The sequence below is a fragment of the Kluyvera sp. EC_51 genome, assembly GCF_019584505.1.
Taxonomy (GTDB): domain Bacteria; phylum Pseudomonadota; class Gammaproteobacteria; order Enterobacterales; family Enterobacteriaceae; genus Kluyvera; species Kluyvera sichuanensis.
The window spans coordinates 67,353-80,728 of the sequence record NZ_VDAG01000035.1 but is presented as its reverse complement, the minus strand read 5'-3'; the positions used below and the strand labels follow the sequence as shown (position 1 = coordinate 80,728).

General features: G+C 57.6%; 15 protein-coding genes. 13 read left to right on the top strand and 2 right to left on the bottom strand.

Annotation, left to right across the window (positions count from 1 at the left end; translation table 11 throughout):
- The first annotated feature begins 37 nt into the window (after window positions 1-37).
- Window positions 38-1,600: a methyl-accepting chemotaxis protein gene (locus FHC49_RS09340; protein WP_220439666.1), complete on the top strand. Its 1,563-nt coding sequence runs from the start codon at window positions 38-40 to the stop codon at window positions 1,598-1,600.
- Between the two features lie 112 nt (window positions 1,601-1,712).
- On the opposite strand, the gene fbp is transcribed toward FHC49_RS09340, so the two are convergent.
- Complete coding sequence (fbp, locus tag FHC49_RS09335) at window positions 1,713-2,711, bottom strand: class 1 fructose-bisphosphatase (RefSeq protein WP_185669138.1); 999 nt, start codon at window positions 2,709-2,711, stop codon at window positions 1,713-1,715.
- 176 nt (window positions 2,712-2,887) lie between these two features.
- On the opposite strand from fbp, the gene mpl reads away from it, so the two are divergent.
- Complete coding sequence (mpl, locus tag FHC49_RS09330) at window positions 2,888-4,258, top strand: UDP-N-acetylmuramate:L-alanyl-gamma-D-glutamyl-meso-diaminopimelate ligase (protein ID WP_035892744.1); 1,371 nt, start codon at window positions 2,888-2,890, stop codon at window positions 4,256-4,258.
- Between the two features lie 190 nt (window positions 4,259-4,448).
- Entirely contained in the window at window positions 4,449-4,970 is a 522-nt protein-coding gene (locus FHC49_RS09325) for a GNAT family N-acetyltransferase (protein ID WP_185669139.1), read from the top strand.
- 86 nt (window positions 4,971-5,056) lie between these two features.
- Here FHC49_RS09325 and yjgA read toward each other — a convergent pair whose 3' ends face one another.
- Window positions 5,057-5,608 (bottom strand): ribosome biogenesis factor YjgA, encoded by a 552-nt coding sequence (gene yjgA, locus FHC49_RS09320; protein WP_185669140.1) that lies wholly within the window; start codon window positions 5,606-5,608, stop codon window positions 5,057-5,059.
- 106 nt (window positions 5,609-5,714) lie between these two features.
- Between yjgA and pmbA the strand changes: the two genes are divergently transcribed.
- The 10 genes from pmbA (at window position 5,715) to FHC49_RS09270 (ending at window position 13,287) form a co-directional block, all read left to right on the top strand.
- A complete protein-coding gene (gene pmbA / locus FHC49_RS09315; RefSeq protein WP_220439617.1) occupies window positions 5,715-7,055 on the top strand; it encodes a metalloprotease PmbA in 1,341 nt (446 codons plus the stop codon).
- Window positions 7,056-7,115: 60 nt separating this feature from the next.
- Window positions 7,116-7,502, top strand: a complete 387-nt coding sequence (gene cybC, locus FHC49_RS09310; RefSeq protein ID WP_220439616.1) for a cytochrome b562 — start codon at window positions 7,116-7,118, stop codon at window positions 7,500-7,502.
- 301 nt (window positions 7,503-7,803) lie between these two features.
- Window positions 7,804-8,142 (top strand): glycine dehydrogenase, encoded by a 339-nt coding sequence (locus FHC49_RS09305; protein WP_185669143.1) that lies wholly within the window; start codon window positions 7,804-7,806, stop codon window positions 8,140-8,142.
- Window positions 8,143-8,152: 10 nt separating this feature from the next.
- Entirely contained in the window at window positions 8,153-8,515 is a 363-nt protein-coding gene (locus FHC49_RS09300; RefSeq protein WP_004206501.1) for an SFCGS family glycine-rich protein, read from the top strand.
- A 2-nt stretch (window positions 8,516-8,517) separates the two neighbouring features.
- The gene (locus tag FHC49_RS09295; protein WP_035892752.1) at window positions 8,518-8,817 is read left to right on the top strand and encodes a DUF4312 family protein; all 300 of its coding nucleotides are present in this window, start codon (window positions 8,518-8,520) and stop codon (window positions 8,815-8,817) included.
- 21 nt (window positions 8,818-8,838) lie between these two features.
- Entirely contained in the window at window positions 8,839-9,615 is a 777-nt protein-coding gene (locus FHC49_RS09290; RefSeq protein ID WP_185669144.1) for a DUF4311 domain-containing protein, read from the top strand.
- A 12-nt stretch (window positions 9,616-9,627) separates the two neighbouring features.
- Window positions 9,628-10,272 carry a DUF4310 family protein gene (locus tag FHC49_RS09285; RefSeq protein ID WP_035892755.1) on the top strand — a complete coding sequence of 215 codons (645 nt, stop codon included), beginning with the start codon at window positions 9,628-9,630 and terminating at the stop codon, window positions 10,270-10,272.
- Between the two features lie 42 nt (window positions 10,273-10,314).
- Window positions 10,315-11,448, top strand: coding sequence for an amidohydrolase/deacetylase family metallohydrolase (locus tag FHC49_RS09280; RefSeq protein WP_220439615.1), 1,134 nt, complete (start codon window positions 10,315-10,317; stop codon window positions 11,446-11,448).
- Window positions 11,432-12,550: a DgaE family pyridoxal phosphate-dependent ammonia lyase gene (locus FHC49_RS09275; protein ID WP_123651110.1), complete on the top strand. Its 1,119-nt coding sequence runs from the start codon at window positions 11,432-11,434 to the stop codon at window positions 12,548-12,550. Before FHC49_RS09280 ends, FHC49_RS09275 begins: the two co-directional genes overlap by 17 nt.
- Window positions 12,547-13,287 carry a KDGP aldolase family protein gene (locus FHC49_RS09270; protein ID WP_220439614.1) on the top strand — a complete coding sequence of 247 codons (741 nt, stop codon included), beginning with the start codon at window positions 12,547-12,549 and terminating at the stop codon, window positions 13,285-13,287. The genes FHC49_RS09275 and FHC49_RS09270 overlap by 4 nt, the downstream gene beginning before the upstream one ends.
- Window positions 13,288-13,376 lie beyond the last annotated feature (89 nt).

Below are 13,376 nucleotides of genomic sequence, written 5' to 3'. Positions count from 1 at the left end.
ACGCCAAACAGTACCCCTGCTACCGGACAACACTATGATGCTAAAAACGCTCTCTATCCGTACCGGCTTGCTGTCCCTGCTCGCCGTGATGACCCTGCTGCTGGTTTTAGTCAGCGGTATCGGCATTTATGCCCTCACCAAAAGCTCCACCTCTCTACAACGCATTGACCATCTGCAAAGCGACCAAATGACCCAGCTGAACGAAGGTTATACGTTGATATTGCGTGCGCGTAACGAAGCCAGTCAGGCGGTCCGGCTGATGGAAATCGGCATGCTCGATGATGCGACGAAAGCAGTAAAAGCCCTCAATGGTGAAGTGGCCCAGGGGCAGAAGATTATTGCCGATGTGGGCCAGTCCTCGATGGATGATGCCGACGGCGCGCAGCTGCTGGCGAACGTCATGAAAAGCTTCGAAGCCTACAACACGCAAGGGATCGTGCCGATGCTGGCGGCGCTGAATCAGCAAAACGTTGACGGCTATTACGATCTGCTGGAAAAGACCATGATCCCGGTCTCTCGCCAGTTTGACGATGCGATCCACGCGTTCCAGGACTGGGGCGAGTCTCGCGGCCAGATTGAAGTCGCCGCGGTGCACAGCACCAAAAACCGTGTGCTGGTACTGATGGTTATCGCCATTCTGCTGACCGCAGGCGTGATGGCGCTGGGCTGGCTGCAGCTGCGTCATCTGCTGCTTAAACCGCTGGCGGCGGCGATTGGTCAATTGGAGCAGGTGGCGGCAGGAGATTTAACCGATTCGCCGCTGAAGGCGAGCAGTGCGGAGATTAAGCGTCTGAACGTGGCGATTGCCGGTATGCGCGAGTCGATGATGAACTCGGTGATGCGCGTGCGGGATGCCAGCTCGCAAATTGACGTTGGCAGCCGTGAGCTGACGGCGGGCAACAACCATCTGGCACAGCGCACCGAGTCGACGGCGACGTCGCTTGAGCAAACGGCGGCCAGCATGGAAGAGATCACTGCCACCGTGAAGCAGAACGCCGATAACGCCGACCAGGCGCACAAGCTGGCGCAGGAAGTGTCCGATACCGCCGACCGTGGTAGCGAAATGGTCTGCTACGTGATTGAAAAAATGCAGGATATTTCCGGCAGCGCCAACCGCATCGCCGATATCCTCAGCGTGATTGACGGGATTGCCTTCCAGACCAACATTCTGGCGCTGAACGCCTCAGTAGAAGCGGCGCGCGCGGGTGAGCAGGGGCGCGGATTCGCGGTGGTAGCAGGTGAAGTGCGTAACCTGGCAAGCCGCAGCGCGGATGCCGCCAAAGAGATTCGTCAGCTGATCTCTGCCTCACAAACCCACGTCAGCGAAGGCAGTGACCTGGCGCAGCAGGCGGGGGAAACTATGGATGAGATTGCCAGTGAAGTGATGCGCATGACCAAACTGATGCGCGAAATTGCCAGTGCGTCGCAGGAGCAGAGCCGTGGCATTGAGCAGGTGAATATTGCGGTAAGCCAGATGGATGAAACCGCGCAGCAGAACGCGACTCTGGTACAGCAGTCGTCGGCGGCAACCCGTTCGCTGGAAGAGCAGTCGCAGGCGCTGGTGGCGGCGATGTCGTCGTTCCGGTTGCAGGTGTCGTAGTGAGGTTACCCCCTCACCCTAACCCTCTCCCCACGGGGGAGAGGGAACCGTCCGGTTTTCTCCCTCGCACCTGTGGGGAGAGGGCCGGGGTGAGGGGGCATCCTCAATAAGATTACGCGTCCGGGAACTCGCGAATCAAACGCTCAACGTCTTCCACCATATGGTCGTTACCCACGAAGAACGAACGACGCTGGTGCAGGGTTTCCGGCACGATATCCAGAATACGCTCTTTCCCATCGCTGGCCTTGCCGCCGGCCTGTTCCGCGAGGAACGCCATTGGGTTGCACTCATACAGCAGACGCAGTTTCCCATCCGGGTGGCTGGCGGTGCTTGGGTACAGGTAGATCCCGCCTTTCAGCAGGTTGCGGTGGAAATCGGCAACCAGAGAACCGATGTAGCGTGAGGTGTACGGGCGCTGCGTGGACTTATCTTCTTCCTGGCAGAACTTGATGTACTTCTTCACCCCGTTCGGGAACTTGATGTAGTTGCCTTCGTTGATGGAGTAGGTGCTACCGCGCTGAGGGAAGCGCATACGCTCCTGGCACAGGCAGAACACACCCAGCGACGGATCGTAAGTAAAGGCGTGCACGCCACAGCCGGTGGTGTACACCAACATGGTGGAGGAGCCGTAAACCACATAGCCCGCGGCGACCTGACGGTTACCCGGCTGCAGGAAATCTTCTTCGGTGACCGGCGTACCCACTGGGGTTACGCGACGATAGATAGAGAAGATAGTACCGACAGAGACGTTAACGTCGATATTAGATGAGCCATCCAGCGGGTCCATCAGGACCACATACTTCGCGTGTTCGCAGCCGTCGAATACGACAATTTCGTCTTCTTCTTCGGAGGCGATACCAGCGACGATGTCACGGGCGCGCAGCGCGGCTTTCAGCTTCTCGTTTGCGAACAAATCGAGCTTTTGTTGTACTTCTCCCTGTACGTTTTCTGCGCCGCTGGCACCCAGGATATCGACCAGACCGGCCTTATTGATATCGCGGTGGATGATCTTGGCACCTAGCTTTATTGCCGACAGCAAAGCAGTGAGCTCACCGGTAGCATGAGAGAACTCGTGCTGCTTTTCGACAATAAATTCACCTAACGTTTTCATAACACTTTCCCTGACAGTGGATGTTGAGTAAAACGACTGCAACAATATTAACAAAGAATAAAAAAAATTCGCACTGGTGAATCGCGCCAGCAAACTACGGAATATCCTTAAATGCGTTTCTCTGCTGGCAAACATATGGGTAAAATGCGGAGCAGATAAAAAAAGGATAGTGACGTATGCGCATTCATATTTTGGGTATTTGTGGCACCTTCATGGGCGGTCTGGCGATGCTGGCTCGCTCGCTGGGTCATGAAGTCACGGGTTCGGATGCCAATGTGTATCCCCCGATGAGCACGCTGCTTGAAAAGCAAGGCATTGATTTAATTCAGGGTTATGACGCAAGTCAGCTCGACCCGCAGCCGGATCTGGTGATCATCGGCAACGCCATGACGCGCGGCAACCCGTGCGTAGAAGCGGTGCTGGAAAAGAACATTCCGTATATGTCCGGCCCGCAGTGGCTGCACGACTTCGTGCTGCGCGATCGCTGGGTTGTGGCGGTTGCCGGTACCCACGGCAAAACCACCACCGCCGGTATGGCGACCTGGATCCTTGAAGAGTGCGGCTACAAGCCGGGCTTCGTGATCGGCGGCGTACCGGGGAACTTCGAGGTTTCCGCGCGTCTGGGCGACAGCCCGTTCTTCGTGATTGAAGCCGATGAATACGACTGCGCCTTCTTCGATAAGCGCTCCAAATTCGTGCATTACTGCCCGCGTACGCTGATCCTCAACAACCTTGAGTTCGATCACGCGGATATCTTCGACGACCTGAAAGCTATCCAGAAACAGTTCCACCATCTGGTGCGCATCGTTCCGGGCCAGGGCCGTATCATCCTGCCGGAAAACGACGCCAACCTGAAACAGGTGATGGCAATGGGCTGCTGGAGCGAGCAGGAGCTGGTGGGCGAGCAGGGCCACTGGCAGGCGAAAAAACTCAATACCGACGCCTCCGAGTGGGAAGTACTGCTCGACGGTGAAAAAGTCGGTGAAGTGAAGTGGGGCCTGGTCGGCGAACACAACATGCATAACGGCCTGATGGCGATTGCCGCCGCGCGTCATGTTGGTGTGACGCCAGCCGATGCCGCCAACGCGCTGGGCAGCTTTATCAACGCCCGTCGTCGTCTGGAGCTTCGTGGTGAAGCCAACGGCGTTTGCGTTTATGACGACTTCGCGCACCACCCAACGGCTATCCTCGCCACGCTGCAAGCGCTGCGCGGCAAAGTGGGCGGTACCGCGAAAATCATCGCCGTGCTGGAACCGCGCTCGAACACCATGAAAATGGGCGTCTGCAAAGACGACCTGGCGCCGTCTCTGGGCCGCGCGGATGAAGTGTTCCTGCTGCAGCCGCAGCACATTCCGTGGCAGGTCGCGGAAGTGGCAGAAGCCTGCGTGCAGCCTGCGCACTGGAGCGCTGACGTAGACGCGCTGGCCGATATGATTGTGAAGAGCGCCGAGCCTGGCGACCATATTCTGGTGATGAGTAACGGCGGCTTCGGCGGCATTCATCAGAAACTGCTCGACGGGCTGGCGAAGAAAGCGCAGCAGGAGTAATTCGCTGATGTTGCGCTGAGCGGGTTGCCCCCTCACCCTAACCCTCTCCCCAAAGGGGAGAGGGGACCGCCCGGTTTTCTCCCTTACCATACGAGCAGAAGGCACGGACGGTTTTCTCCCTCGCCCCTTTGGGGAGAGGGCCGGGGTGAGGGGGGCTCGCTCGATATAGCCCTTTCCCCGGAAACCAAAAATGCTCACCGCCAAAAAAATCACCTCAACCGACTCTGTCTTATTCCCCCCACTAGACACCCTTTACACTCACGCCTTCCCCTGGCACGAACAGCGCGAACTCCCCGCCAAACAGCGTGCGCTTAACTCCCCGCACTACGCGCTGGAAGCGTGGTTCGATGGTGAACAGTTTATTGGCATGAGTGGATGCTGGGCGTTCGACGGCTACGTCTATATTGAACATCTGGCGGTCGACAGCAGCCTACGTTCCCAGGGTTACGGCAAACGTCTGCTGGGGCAGATCCTCGAGCGCGCGCCGAAAACCATTCTGGAAATCGACCCGCTGACCACCGAGATAGCCCACAAGCGCCTGCGTTTCTATGAAAGCATGGGATTCTTCGCCAACCCGTGGCCGCACGCGCACCCGACCTATCATGCCGGCATCGCCGATCACGAGCTGATTGTGCTGAGCTACCCGCAGCCGATTGACGAAGGGCAGTACCAGCGCTTTAACCATGATTTGTGCCAGATTGTGATGGCATGAAAGTCGCCCGGCCGAGCAGCGCGACGCCGGATGTTGCACAAGACGGGCAAAAAAATACCCTCACGAAGAGGGCATTTTCTTGACGCTTAGTCCTGGTGTTCGGACAGCTCGCGCAGATACTGGAAGATCTGGCGGGAAGATTTTGGTGGCTTGTTGCCGGCTTTTTCTTTCCTGGCGTTACGCACCAGCGAACGCAGTTGCTGACGGTCGGCGTCAGGCCACAGGTTCATCACTTCTTCGATGGCTTCATCGCTACCGTCAACCATACGGTCACGCAGCTGTTCCAGCTTATGGAAAACAACAACCTGCTGGTTGTGGCGGTTTTTCAGCTTATCCAGCGCCTGACGGAAAGGTTCTACGTCACGCTGACGCAGCATTTTACCAATCAGCTGCAGCTGGCGGCGGCGGCCTTCCATCTTAATACGCTGCGCCAGTTCAATGGCGGCGCGCAGGTCGGCGTCCAGCGGGATTTTATCCAGCGCGTTCTTACCGAGCTCAACCAGTTCTACCCCAAGCTTCTTCAGCTCTTCGGCATCACGTTTAATTTCACTCTTGCTGACCCAGATAATTTCATCATCTTCGTCTTCGATATCATCACCGGGGACGTCGTCGAGCCAGTCTTCGGGCTGCTTTGTCATTTCAGGCTCCTTAAAAAAGAGGCTAATACTAACAGCTTGAGCGCATACTGAGAAAGGGTTCTCTGTTAGACTTCATTTAACTTTACCTCAGATTATGGCTTAGACGATGAAAGTGATCACACAAGTTGCACAACAACGTATTGCGCTGGAAAAAGCGGTCTCTATGGCGCTGGAACTGGCAGCCACTCAATCAGACGGCGCGGAAGTGGCGGTCAGTAAAACCACCGGCATCGGCGTAAGCACCCGTTATGGTGAAGTCGAAAACGTCGAATTTAATAGCGACGGGGCGCTGGGGATTACCGTCTATCACCAGAACCGTAAAGGCAGCGCATCGTCCACCGACCTGAGCCCGGATGCTATCGCCCGTACCGTGCAGGCGGCGCTGGATATCGCGCGCTACACCTCGCCGGACCCGTGTGCTGGCGTGGCAGACAAAGAACTGCTGGCCTTTGAAGCCCCGGATCTTGACCTGTTCCACCCGGCGGAAGTCTCCCCGGATGAAGCCATCGAAATGGCGGCTCGCGCAGAGCAGGCTTCGCTGAAGGCTGATAAACGCATTACCAACACCGAAGGCGGCAGCTTTAACAGCCACTACGGCATTAAAGTCTTCGGCAACAGCCACGGCATGCTGCAAAGCTACTGCTCTACCCGTCACTCCCTGTCCAGCTGCGTGATTGCCGAAGTGAACGGCGACATGGAGCGTGACTACGCCTATACCATCGGCCGCGCGCTGAGCGACCTGCAGTCCCCTGAATGGGTCGGTGAAGAGTGCGCGCGTCGCACTCTGTCTCGCCTGGAGCCGCGCAAGCTCTCCACCATGAAGGCGCCGGTGATTTTCGCCAACGAAGTGGCAACCGGGCTGTTTGGCCACCTGGTGGGCGCGATTGCTGGCGGCTCGGTTTACCGTAAATCGACCTTCCTGCTGGACTCCCTCGGCAAGCAAATTCTGCCGGAATGGCTGACCATTGAAGAGCATCCGCATCTGCTGAAAGGGCTGGCGTCGACGCCGTTCGACGGCGAAGGCGTGCGCACCGATCGTCGCGACATCATCAAAGACGGCGTGCTGACCCAGTGGCTGCTGACCAACTACTCCGCGCGTAAGCTGGGCCTGAAGAGCACCGGCCACGCAGGCGGCATCCACAACTGGCGTATTGCCGGTCGCGGCCTGAGTTTTGAAAAGTTACTTAAAGAGATGGGCACGGGTCTTGTCGTGACTGAACTGATGGGGCAGGGTGTTAGCGGCATCACCGGCGACTACTCTCGCGGTGCATCCGGCTTCTGGGTTGAGAACGGCGAAATTCAGTATCCGGTGAGTGAAATCACCATCGCTGGCAACCTGAAAGACATGTGGCGCAATATGGTCACCATCGCCGACGATATTGAGACACGCAGTAACATTCAATGTGGTTCCGTACTGTTACCGGAGATGAAAATCGCCGGACAGTAATCACGTATTGGGCGCATCCTGCTGCGCCCGTTCGCTTAAATAATAAAAAGGAAGTGAGCAATGCGTAAAAAACTGGTTGCGATGCTGGCGGTCTCCGCGCTGGCGCTGGGTTCGGCTTCTGCCTTTGCTGACCTGGGCGAAGATATGGACACCCTGGCGGAAAATCTGCAGGTCGTGCAGAAGACCACCGACGTGGGTGAACTGAAAGCGGCGCTGACGAAGATGCGTACCGCCGCAGAAGACGCTAAAAAAGAGACCCCGCCGAAGCTGGAAGGCAAAGCGGCAGACAGCGCGGAAATGAAAGACTATCGTCATGGTCTGGATACGCTGATTGGTCAGATTGACGGCGCGATGAAGCTGGCGAACGAGGGCAAAGTGAAAGAAGCCCAGGCCGCCGCGGAAGATTTCAAAACCACCCGCAACGAGAACCACAAGAAGTTCCGCTAATCCTATCTCCGGAAGGCGTCGCCCTGACGCCTTCCGTCTTCGCTCCCCGAAAATTCCCCGAAAAACTTCACCGATATCACACTTTTCACCTTCGTTTTGCCATTCGCCTTTCCAATGACCTTGTCCCACAGACGTGACATTCATCACGCGAATGTATCGAAATCGTTACTTTCGTGGCGAATGTGTGAATCCGATCACTCAAGCCGTCTACCTTTCCACTTCGAAGTGGAAAACAACTCGCTACAAACTCCCATCCCCCGGCGTTAGGTTTATCCCCAGAGACATTAGCGGGGTAACACGAGTGAATAACGGAGCGGTAATACACGACGCAGGGGAGCAGGCGCTACAGACCGAACGGCTGGCCGACAAGATGTTGCAGCAGGTGTTCGCACTGTTACGCCGCCGCGATATCACCCCTAACGACGTGCAGGAGCAAATGCTGACCTCCCACGTGCGGGCCATGGCCCACCGGTCCATCAGCGGCGAGCCGCTGCCGGAAGTGGATGAAAGCCTGTTTGAAGAGATTTCTGACGATTCAATGATGCTTGCCCGCGAAGTGGTCGCGGAGTTCGGCAACCTGCCTGATGAAGAGGCCTGGCTGCTCTCCGTTCACTTCGAAGTAGCAAAAGACAACCTGTAAGGAGCAACAAATGGAACAGATCACCGTAGTAATTGGCGACCGCCTGGGTAAAGGACAAAAAGTTGCCGCTGGCGCGGAAAAAGCCGGTGCTCGTGCAGTTGTGGTACCGGGCGTAGCCGCCGACATGAAGCTGGGCGACATGATGAAGGCCGAAAACGCGACCTTCGGTATCTCCTTCTGCGGTAGCGGCGGTGCGGGTGCTATCACCGCGCAGACCAAATATGGCTACAAAGCGAAATACGGCATGCGTTCAGTGGAAGAGGGCGTCACCGCCATTAACGAAGGCTGCAACGTGCTGGGCTTTGGCTTTATGGACAAAGAAGAGCTGGGTGAACGCCTGGTAGAGGCCTGGAAGAAGAAGTACGGCGCTTGAGTATGAAAGAACAATTCACCACCACGGTGAGGGTCACGGGCAAAGGCGAGAGCAAAACACGGGCGTTCGCCGATGCCCTGAACCACGTGCAGGCAGCGGTGATGAAAACATCATCGCGCATCTTACTGCGTATTGAGCCACAGGATGTGCAGGTTGTTCATGCGCGCGAAGCGGTACGAAAAGAGGCGTTCTTATTCTTCTTTTTACGCCGTGAACGACGAGCGTACAGCGTGGAGCTGGACGTGACCGTCAACGTGACCGCCATTGATATCGATAAAGTGGATTTCGTCACGCAAACCTGATTTTCACCAAAGGGTCAGACTATGTTCCTGATAATTTTAATAAAATCGCTCATTATCGGCGGCCTGGTTGGCGTCGGCGTGGGCGCCGGAGCGGCACGCATGTTTCACGCGCCCACCACGCAGGGGATGGGGGCGTTTCGTACGTTGGGCGAGCTGAACTCCTGCGAAGGCGATCCGGCTTCCCACTTCTCCTTTGGCCTCGGCTTCTTCTTTAACGCCTGGGCTTCTTCCGTCGCAGCAGGTTCCTTCACCCAGGACGTTGACCACCGCATTATCCCGAACTGGGGCGCGGCGGCACTGATGGTGAAAAATCGCAACGTCGGCGAGACGCTGCATAACCCACGCAAAATGGCGATTGCCTGCGGCATCATCGGCATGATTGTGGTGGCCTTCCTCAACCTGACGGCCTCTTCCGTACCACAGGCGCTGCAGGTCACCGCCGTTAAGGTACTGGTTCCGGCAGCCAACCTGCTGGTGAACACCGTGATGCCGGTTATCTTCTGGCTGGCAGCGATTGATGCCGGTAAGAAATCAGGCTTCTGGGCCACCATCTTCGGCGGCGCAGCGCAGCTGATTATGGGTAACGCCGTGCCGGGCCTGGTGCTGGGTATTCTGATTGGTAAGGGTGTTGAAGAGAGCGGCTGGCATCGCGTCACCAAAGTGATGATGGGTGCGATTATTGCGCTGTTCGTCCTGAGCGCCTTCTTCCGCGGCTTCGACATGAAGATGATTGAATCCTTCCACCTGACCGTACCGAACTGGCTGGATCTGATCCACAGCTCAATCAGCGGCAAATAACGGGAGCCTGACATGGAACAAAATAAAGGTTTTTGGTATGCCGACTGGTCGTTCCCGATCTTCGTTGGCCTGCTCTCCTCCGGCGTGTTCGCCGGGACGCATATGTACTACCTCTACGGCATTGGTGCTTTCAACGAAGTGGCCTTCGTGGCGATGCTGAAAGCCGGGATTGATACCGGGGCTTACGGTGCCGTTGCCGCGTTCGGCGCGAGCTTCCTGTTCGCCCGTATCATCGAAGGTTCGCTGGTGGGCATTCTGGACATCGGTGGCGCGATCCAAACCGGCGTGGGCCTTGGGGTTCCAGCGCTGCTGCTGGGCGCGGGCATCATGTTCCCGGTGACCAACTTTATCGCCTCCCTGATTACCGGGCTGGTGATTGGTCTGGCGATTGGCTACATCATCATCCTGGCGCGTAAGTTCACCATCAACCAGAGTGACTCCACCTACGGGGCCGACGTGATGATGGGCGCGGGTAACGCCTCTGGCCGCTTCCTTGGCCCGTTGATTATCCTCAGCGCCATGACCGCTTCGATTCCTATCGGCGTGGGCTCACTGATTGGCGCGCTGATTTTCTATGTCTGGCAGAAGCCGATTACCGGCGGCGCTATTCTCGGCGCGATGCTGCTGGGTTCCATCTTCCCGGTAGCGATTAGTTAAACCCTGCGGGCGCTTTGGCGCCCGTCTTAACAGGAGAGAGATATGTTTGATTTACTCCTGCGCCGTGCGCGCCTCGTCGACGATACCCTGACTGATATCGCCATTAAGGACGGTTCAATCGCGGCGCTGGGCGAGATTAGCGCGCCTGCCCTGAAAACCATCGACCTTGACGGCAAACACTACGCCAGCGCTGGCTGGATTGACTCCCACGTCCACTGCTACCCGAACTCACCGATTTATCACGACGAACCGGACAGCGTGGGTATCGCCACCGGCGTGACCACCGTGATTGATGCTGGCAGCACCGGGGCCGATGACGTGGACGATTTCTACCAGTTGACCCGCAAAGCGGCGACCGACGTCTATGCGCTGCTCAACATCTCCCGCGTGGGGCTGATTGCCCAGAATGAACTGGCCAATATGGCCAATATCGATGCGGAAGCGGTGAAGCAGGCGGTGGCGCGCCACCCGGACTTTATCGTCGGCCTGAAAGCGCGCATGAGCAGCAGCGTGGTCGGCGAAAACGGTATTACGCCGCTGGAGCGTGGCAAAGCCATCCAGAAAGAAAACGGCGACCTGCCGCTGATGGTGCACATTGGCAACAACCCGCCGAACCTTGATGAGATTGCCGATCTACTGAGTTCCGGCGACATCATCACCCACTGCTACAACGGCAAACCGAACCGCATCCTGACGCCGGAAGGCGAACTGCGCGGCTCTATCGTGCGCGCCTTAAAGCGCGGCGTGCGTCTCGACGTCGGCCACGGCACCGCCAGCTTCAGCTTTGAAGTGGCCCGCCGGGCGATTGCGATGGGCATTCTGCCGCACACCATCAGCTCCGATATCTACTGCCGTAACCGCATCGACGGCCCGGTACGCTCGCTGGCGCTGGTGATGTCGAAGTTCCTCGCCATCGGTATGTCGCTGCCGCAGGTCATTGACTGCGTCACCGCCCATGCCGCCGATGGCCTGCGCCTGACTCGTAAAGGGCAACTGGCGGTGGGATATGACGCTGACCTGACGCTGTTTACCGTAGCTCAGACCCCAACGGTGCTGGTGGATGCGGAAAAAGAGAGCCTTCAGGCTGACAAGATTTTGCTGCCGCTTGCCGCGATTCGCGCTGGCAAGGGCTATCTGACCGAACAAGGGAGTGCGGAAAATGCCTTCGATTTTTGAGAAATACGATTTAAAACAGGTGATTAACACCTCCGGCCGTATGACGATCCTCGGCGTCTCTACGCCGCGCCCGGAAGTGGTGGAAGCCGCGATGGCGGGCATGAACCAGTACTTCGAAATGAAAGATCTGGTGAATAAAACCGGCGCCTACATTGCGAAGCTGCTGGATGTAGAAGGGGCGACGGTCGTCTCCTGTGCCTCTGCCGGGATTGCGCAGTCGGTGGCGGCGGTGCTGGTAAAAGACAGCGACTGGCTGCTGGAAAACCTGCACGTTACCCCGATTGAAAACAACGAAATCGTGCTGCCGAAAGGCCACAACGTCAACTTCGGCGCACCGGTCGGCACCATGGTGGCGCTGGGCGGCGGCAAGCTGGTGGAAGCGGGCTACGCCAACGAATGCTCTGCCGACCAGCTGGCGGCAGCTATCACCCCGCGTACAGCGGCCATTCTGTACATTAAATCTCACCACTGCGTGCAGAAAAGCATGCTCAACGTGGCGCAGGCTGCGGCGGTCGCGCGTAGCCACAATCTGCCGCTGATTGTTGATGCGGCGGCGGAAGAAGATTTACAGGCCTACTACCGTGCGGGCGCGGATCTGGTTATCTACAGCGGCGCGAAGGCCATTGAAGGGCCAACCAGCGGACTGGTTATCGGTAAAACCCAGTACGTGGAGTGGGTCAAACGTCAGTCGAACGGCATTGGTCGTGCGATGAAAGTGGGCAAAGAGGGCATTCTTGGCCTGACCTGCGCCATCGAACATTACCTGACGGCGACCAAAGAGAGCGGCGAAGAGATGGTGGCAAAAATGACCCCATTCATCGAGGCGCTGAATACGCTCAACGGCGTAACCGCCCGCGTGGTGTGGGACAGCGCGGGCCGCGACATTGCGCGCGCCGAGATTAAATTTGATGAAGCCGTGACCGGCGTCCACACCGGTGACCTGGTGGCGGCGCTGAAGCAGGGTGAATACGCCATTTACTTCCGCGGCTACAAGGCCAACGAAGGCATTATCGAAGCCGATGTTCGCAGCGTGGATGCGCAGCAGTTGGAGATTGTCTCCCGCCGTATTGCTGAAGTCTTAAACCAGGAGAAAAAAGCATGAAACTGACCCCAAACTTTTACCGTGACCGCGTCTGCCTGAACGTTCTGGCAGGCAGCAAGCAGAACGCCAGCGAGATTTACGAAGCGGCGGAAGGTCATGTGCTGGTGGGCGTGCTCTCCAAAAACTATCCGGACATCGCCAGCGCGGTGGCCGATATGCGTGAATACGCAAAGCTGATTGATAACGCACTGTCTGTCGGCCTGGGCGCAGGCGACCCGAACCAGTCGGCGATGGTCAGCGAAATTTCCCGCCAGGTGCAGCCGCAGCACGTTAACCAGGTCTTCACCGGCGTCGGCACCAGCCGCGCGCTGCTGGGGCAGAACGAGACCGTGGTCAACGGCCTGGTATCGCCAACCGGCACCGTCGGCAGGGTGAAAATCTCCACCGGCCCGCTCTCCAGCAACGCGCCGGACGGCATTGTGCCGCTGGAGACTGCCATTGCCCTGCTGAAAGATATGGGCGGCAGCTCGATTAAATACTTCCCGATGGGCGGCCTGAAGCATCGCGATGAGTTTGTCGTGGTGGCGGAAGCCTGCGCCCGCCATGATTTCTGGCTGGAGCCGACCGGCGGCATTGACCTCGACAACTACGGCGAAATCCTGAAAATTGCGCTGGATGCTGGCGTTAGCAAAATTATTCCCCATATCTATAGCTCGATTATTGATAAGGCGAGCGGGAATACGCGTCCGGCGGATGTTCGTCAGCTGCTGGAGATCACGAAACAGCTTGTTAAGTAGTGCGATTGCCCCTCTCCCCACGGGGAGAGGGGACCGCCTGGTTTTCTCCCTCGCCCCTTTGGGGAGAGGGCCGGGGTGAGGGGGAAAAC

What these genes read in the sequence shown, in the direction of transcription:
- FHC49_RS09340 (WP_220439666.1), top strand. Translation starts at nt 38, where the DNA reads ATGCTAAAAACGCTCTCTATCCGTACCGGCTTGCTGTCCCTGCTCGCC.
- fbp (WP_185669138.1), bottom strand. Translation starts at nt 2,711, where the DNA reads ATGAAAACGTTAGGTGAATTTATTGTCGAAAAGCAGCACGAGTTCTCT.
- mpl (WP_035892744.1), top strand. Translation starts at nt 2,888, where the DNA reads ATGCGCATTCATATTTTGGGTATTTGTGGCACCTTCATGGGCGGTCTG.
- FHC49_RS09325 (WP_185669139.1), top strand. Translation starts at nt 4,449, where the DNA reads ATGCTCACCGCCAAAAAAATCACCTCAACCGACTCTGTCTTATTCCCC.
- yjgA (WP_185669140.1), bottom strand. Translation starts at nt 5,608, where the DNA reads ATGACAAAGCAGCCCGAAGACTGGCTCGACGACGTCCCCGGTGATGAT.
- pmbA (WP_220439617.1), top strand. Translation starts at nt 5,715, where the DNA reads ATGAAAGTGATCACACAAGTTGCACAACAACGTATTGCGCTGGAAAAA.
- cybC (WP_220439616.1), top strand. Translation starts at nt 7,116, where the DNA reads ATGCGTAAAAAACTGGTTGCGATGCTGGCGGTCTCCGCGCTGGCGCTG.
- FHC49_RS09300 (WP_004206501.1), top strand. Translation starts at nt 8,153, where the DNA reads ATGGAACAGATCACCGTAGTAATTGGCGACCGCCTGGGTAAAGGACAA.
- FHC49_RS09295 (WP_035892752.1), top strand. Translation starts at nt 8,518, where the DNA reads ATGAAAGAACAATTCACCACCACGGTGAGGGTCACGGGCAAAGGCGAG.
- FHC49_RS09290 (WP_185669144.1), top strand. Translation starts at nt 8,839, where the DNA reads ATGTTCCTGATAATTTTAATAAAATCGCTCATTATCGGCGGCCTGGTT.
- FHC49_RS09285 (WP_035892755.1), top strand. Translation starts at nt 9,628, where the DNA reads ATGGAACAAAATAAAGGTTTTTGGTATGCCGACTGGTCGTTCCCGATC.
- FHC49_RS09280 (WP_220439615.1), top strand. Translation starts at nt 10,315, where the DNA reads ATGTTTGATTTACTCCTGCGCCGTGCGCGCCTCGTCGACGATACCCTG.
- FHC49_RS09275 (WP_123651110.1), top strand. Translation starts at nt 11,432, where the DNA reads ATGCCTTCGATTTTTGAGAAATACGATTTAAAACAGGTGATTAACACC.
- FHC49_RS09270 (WP_220439614.1), top strand. Translation starts at nt 12,547, where the DNA reads ATGAAACTGACCCCAAACTTTTACCGTGACCGCGTCTGCCTGAACGTT.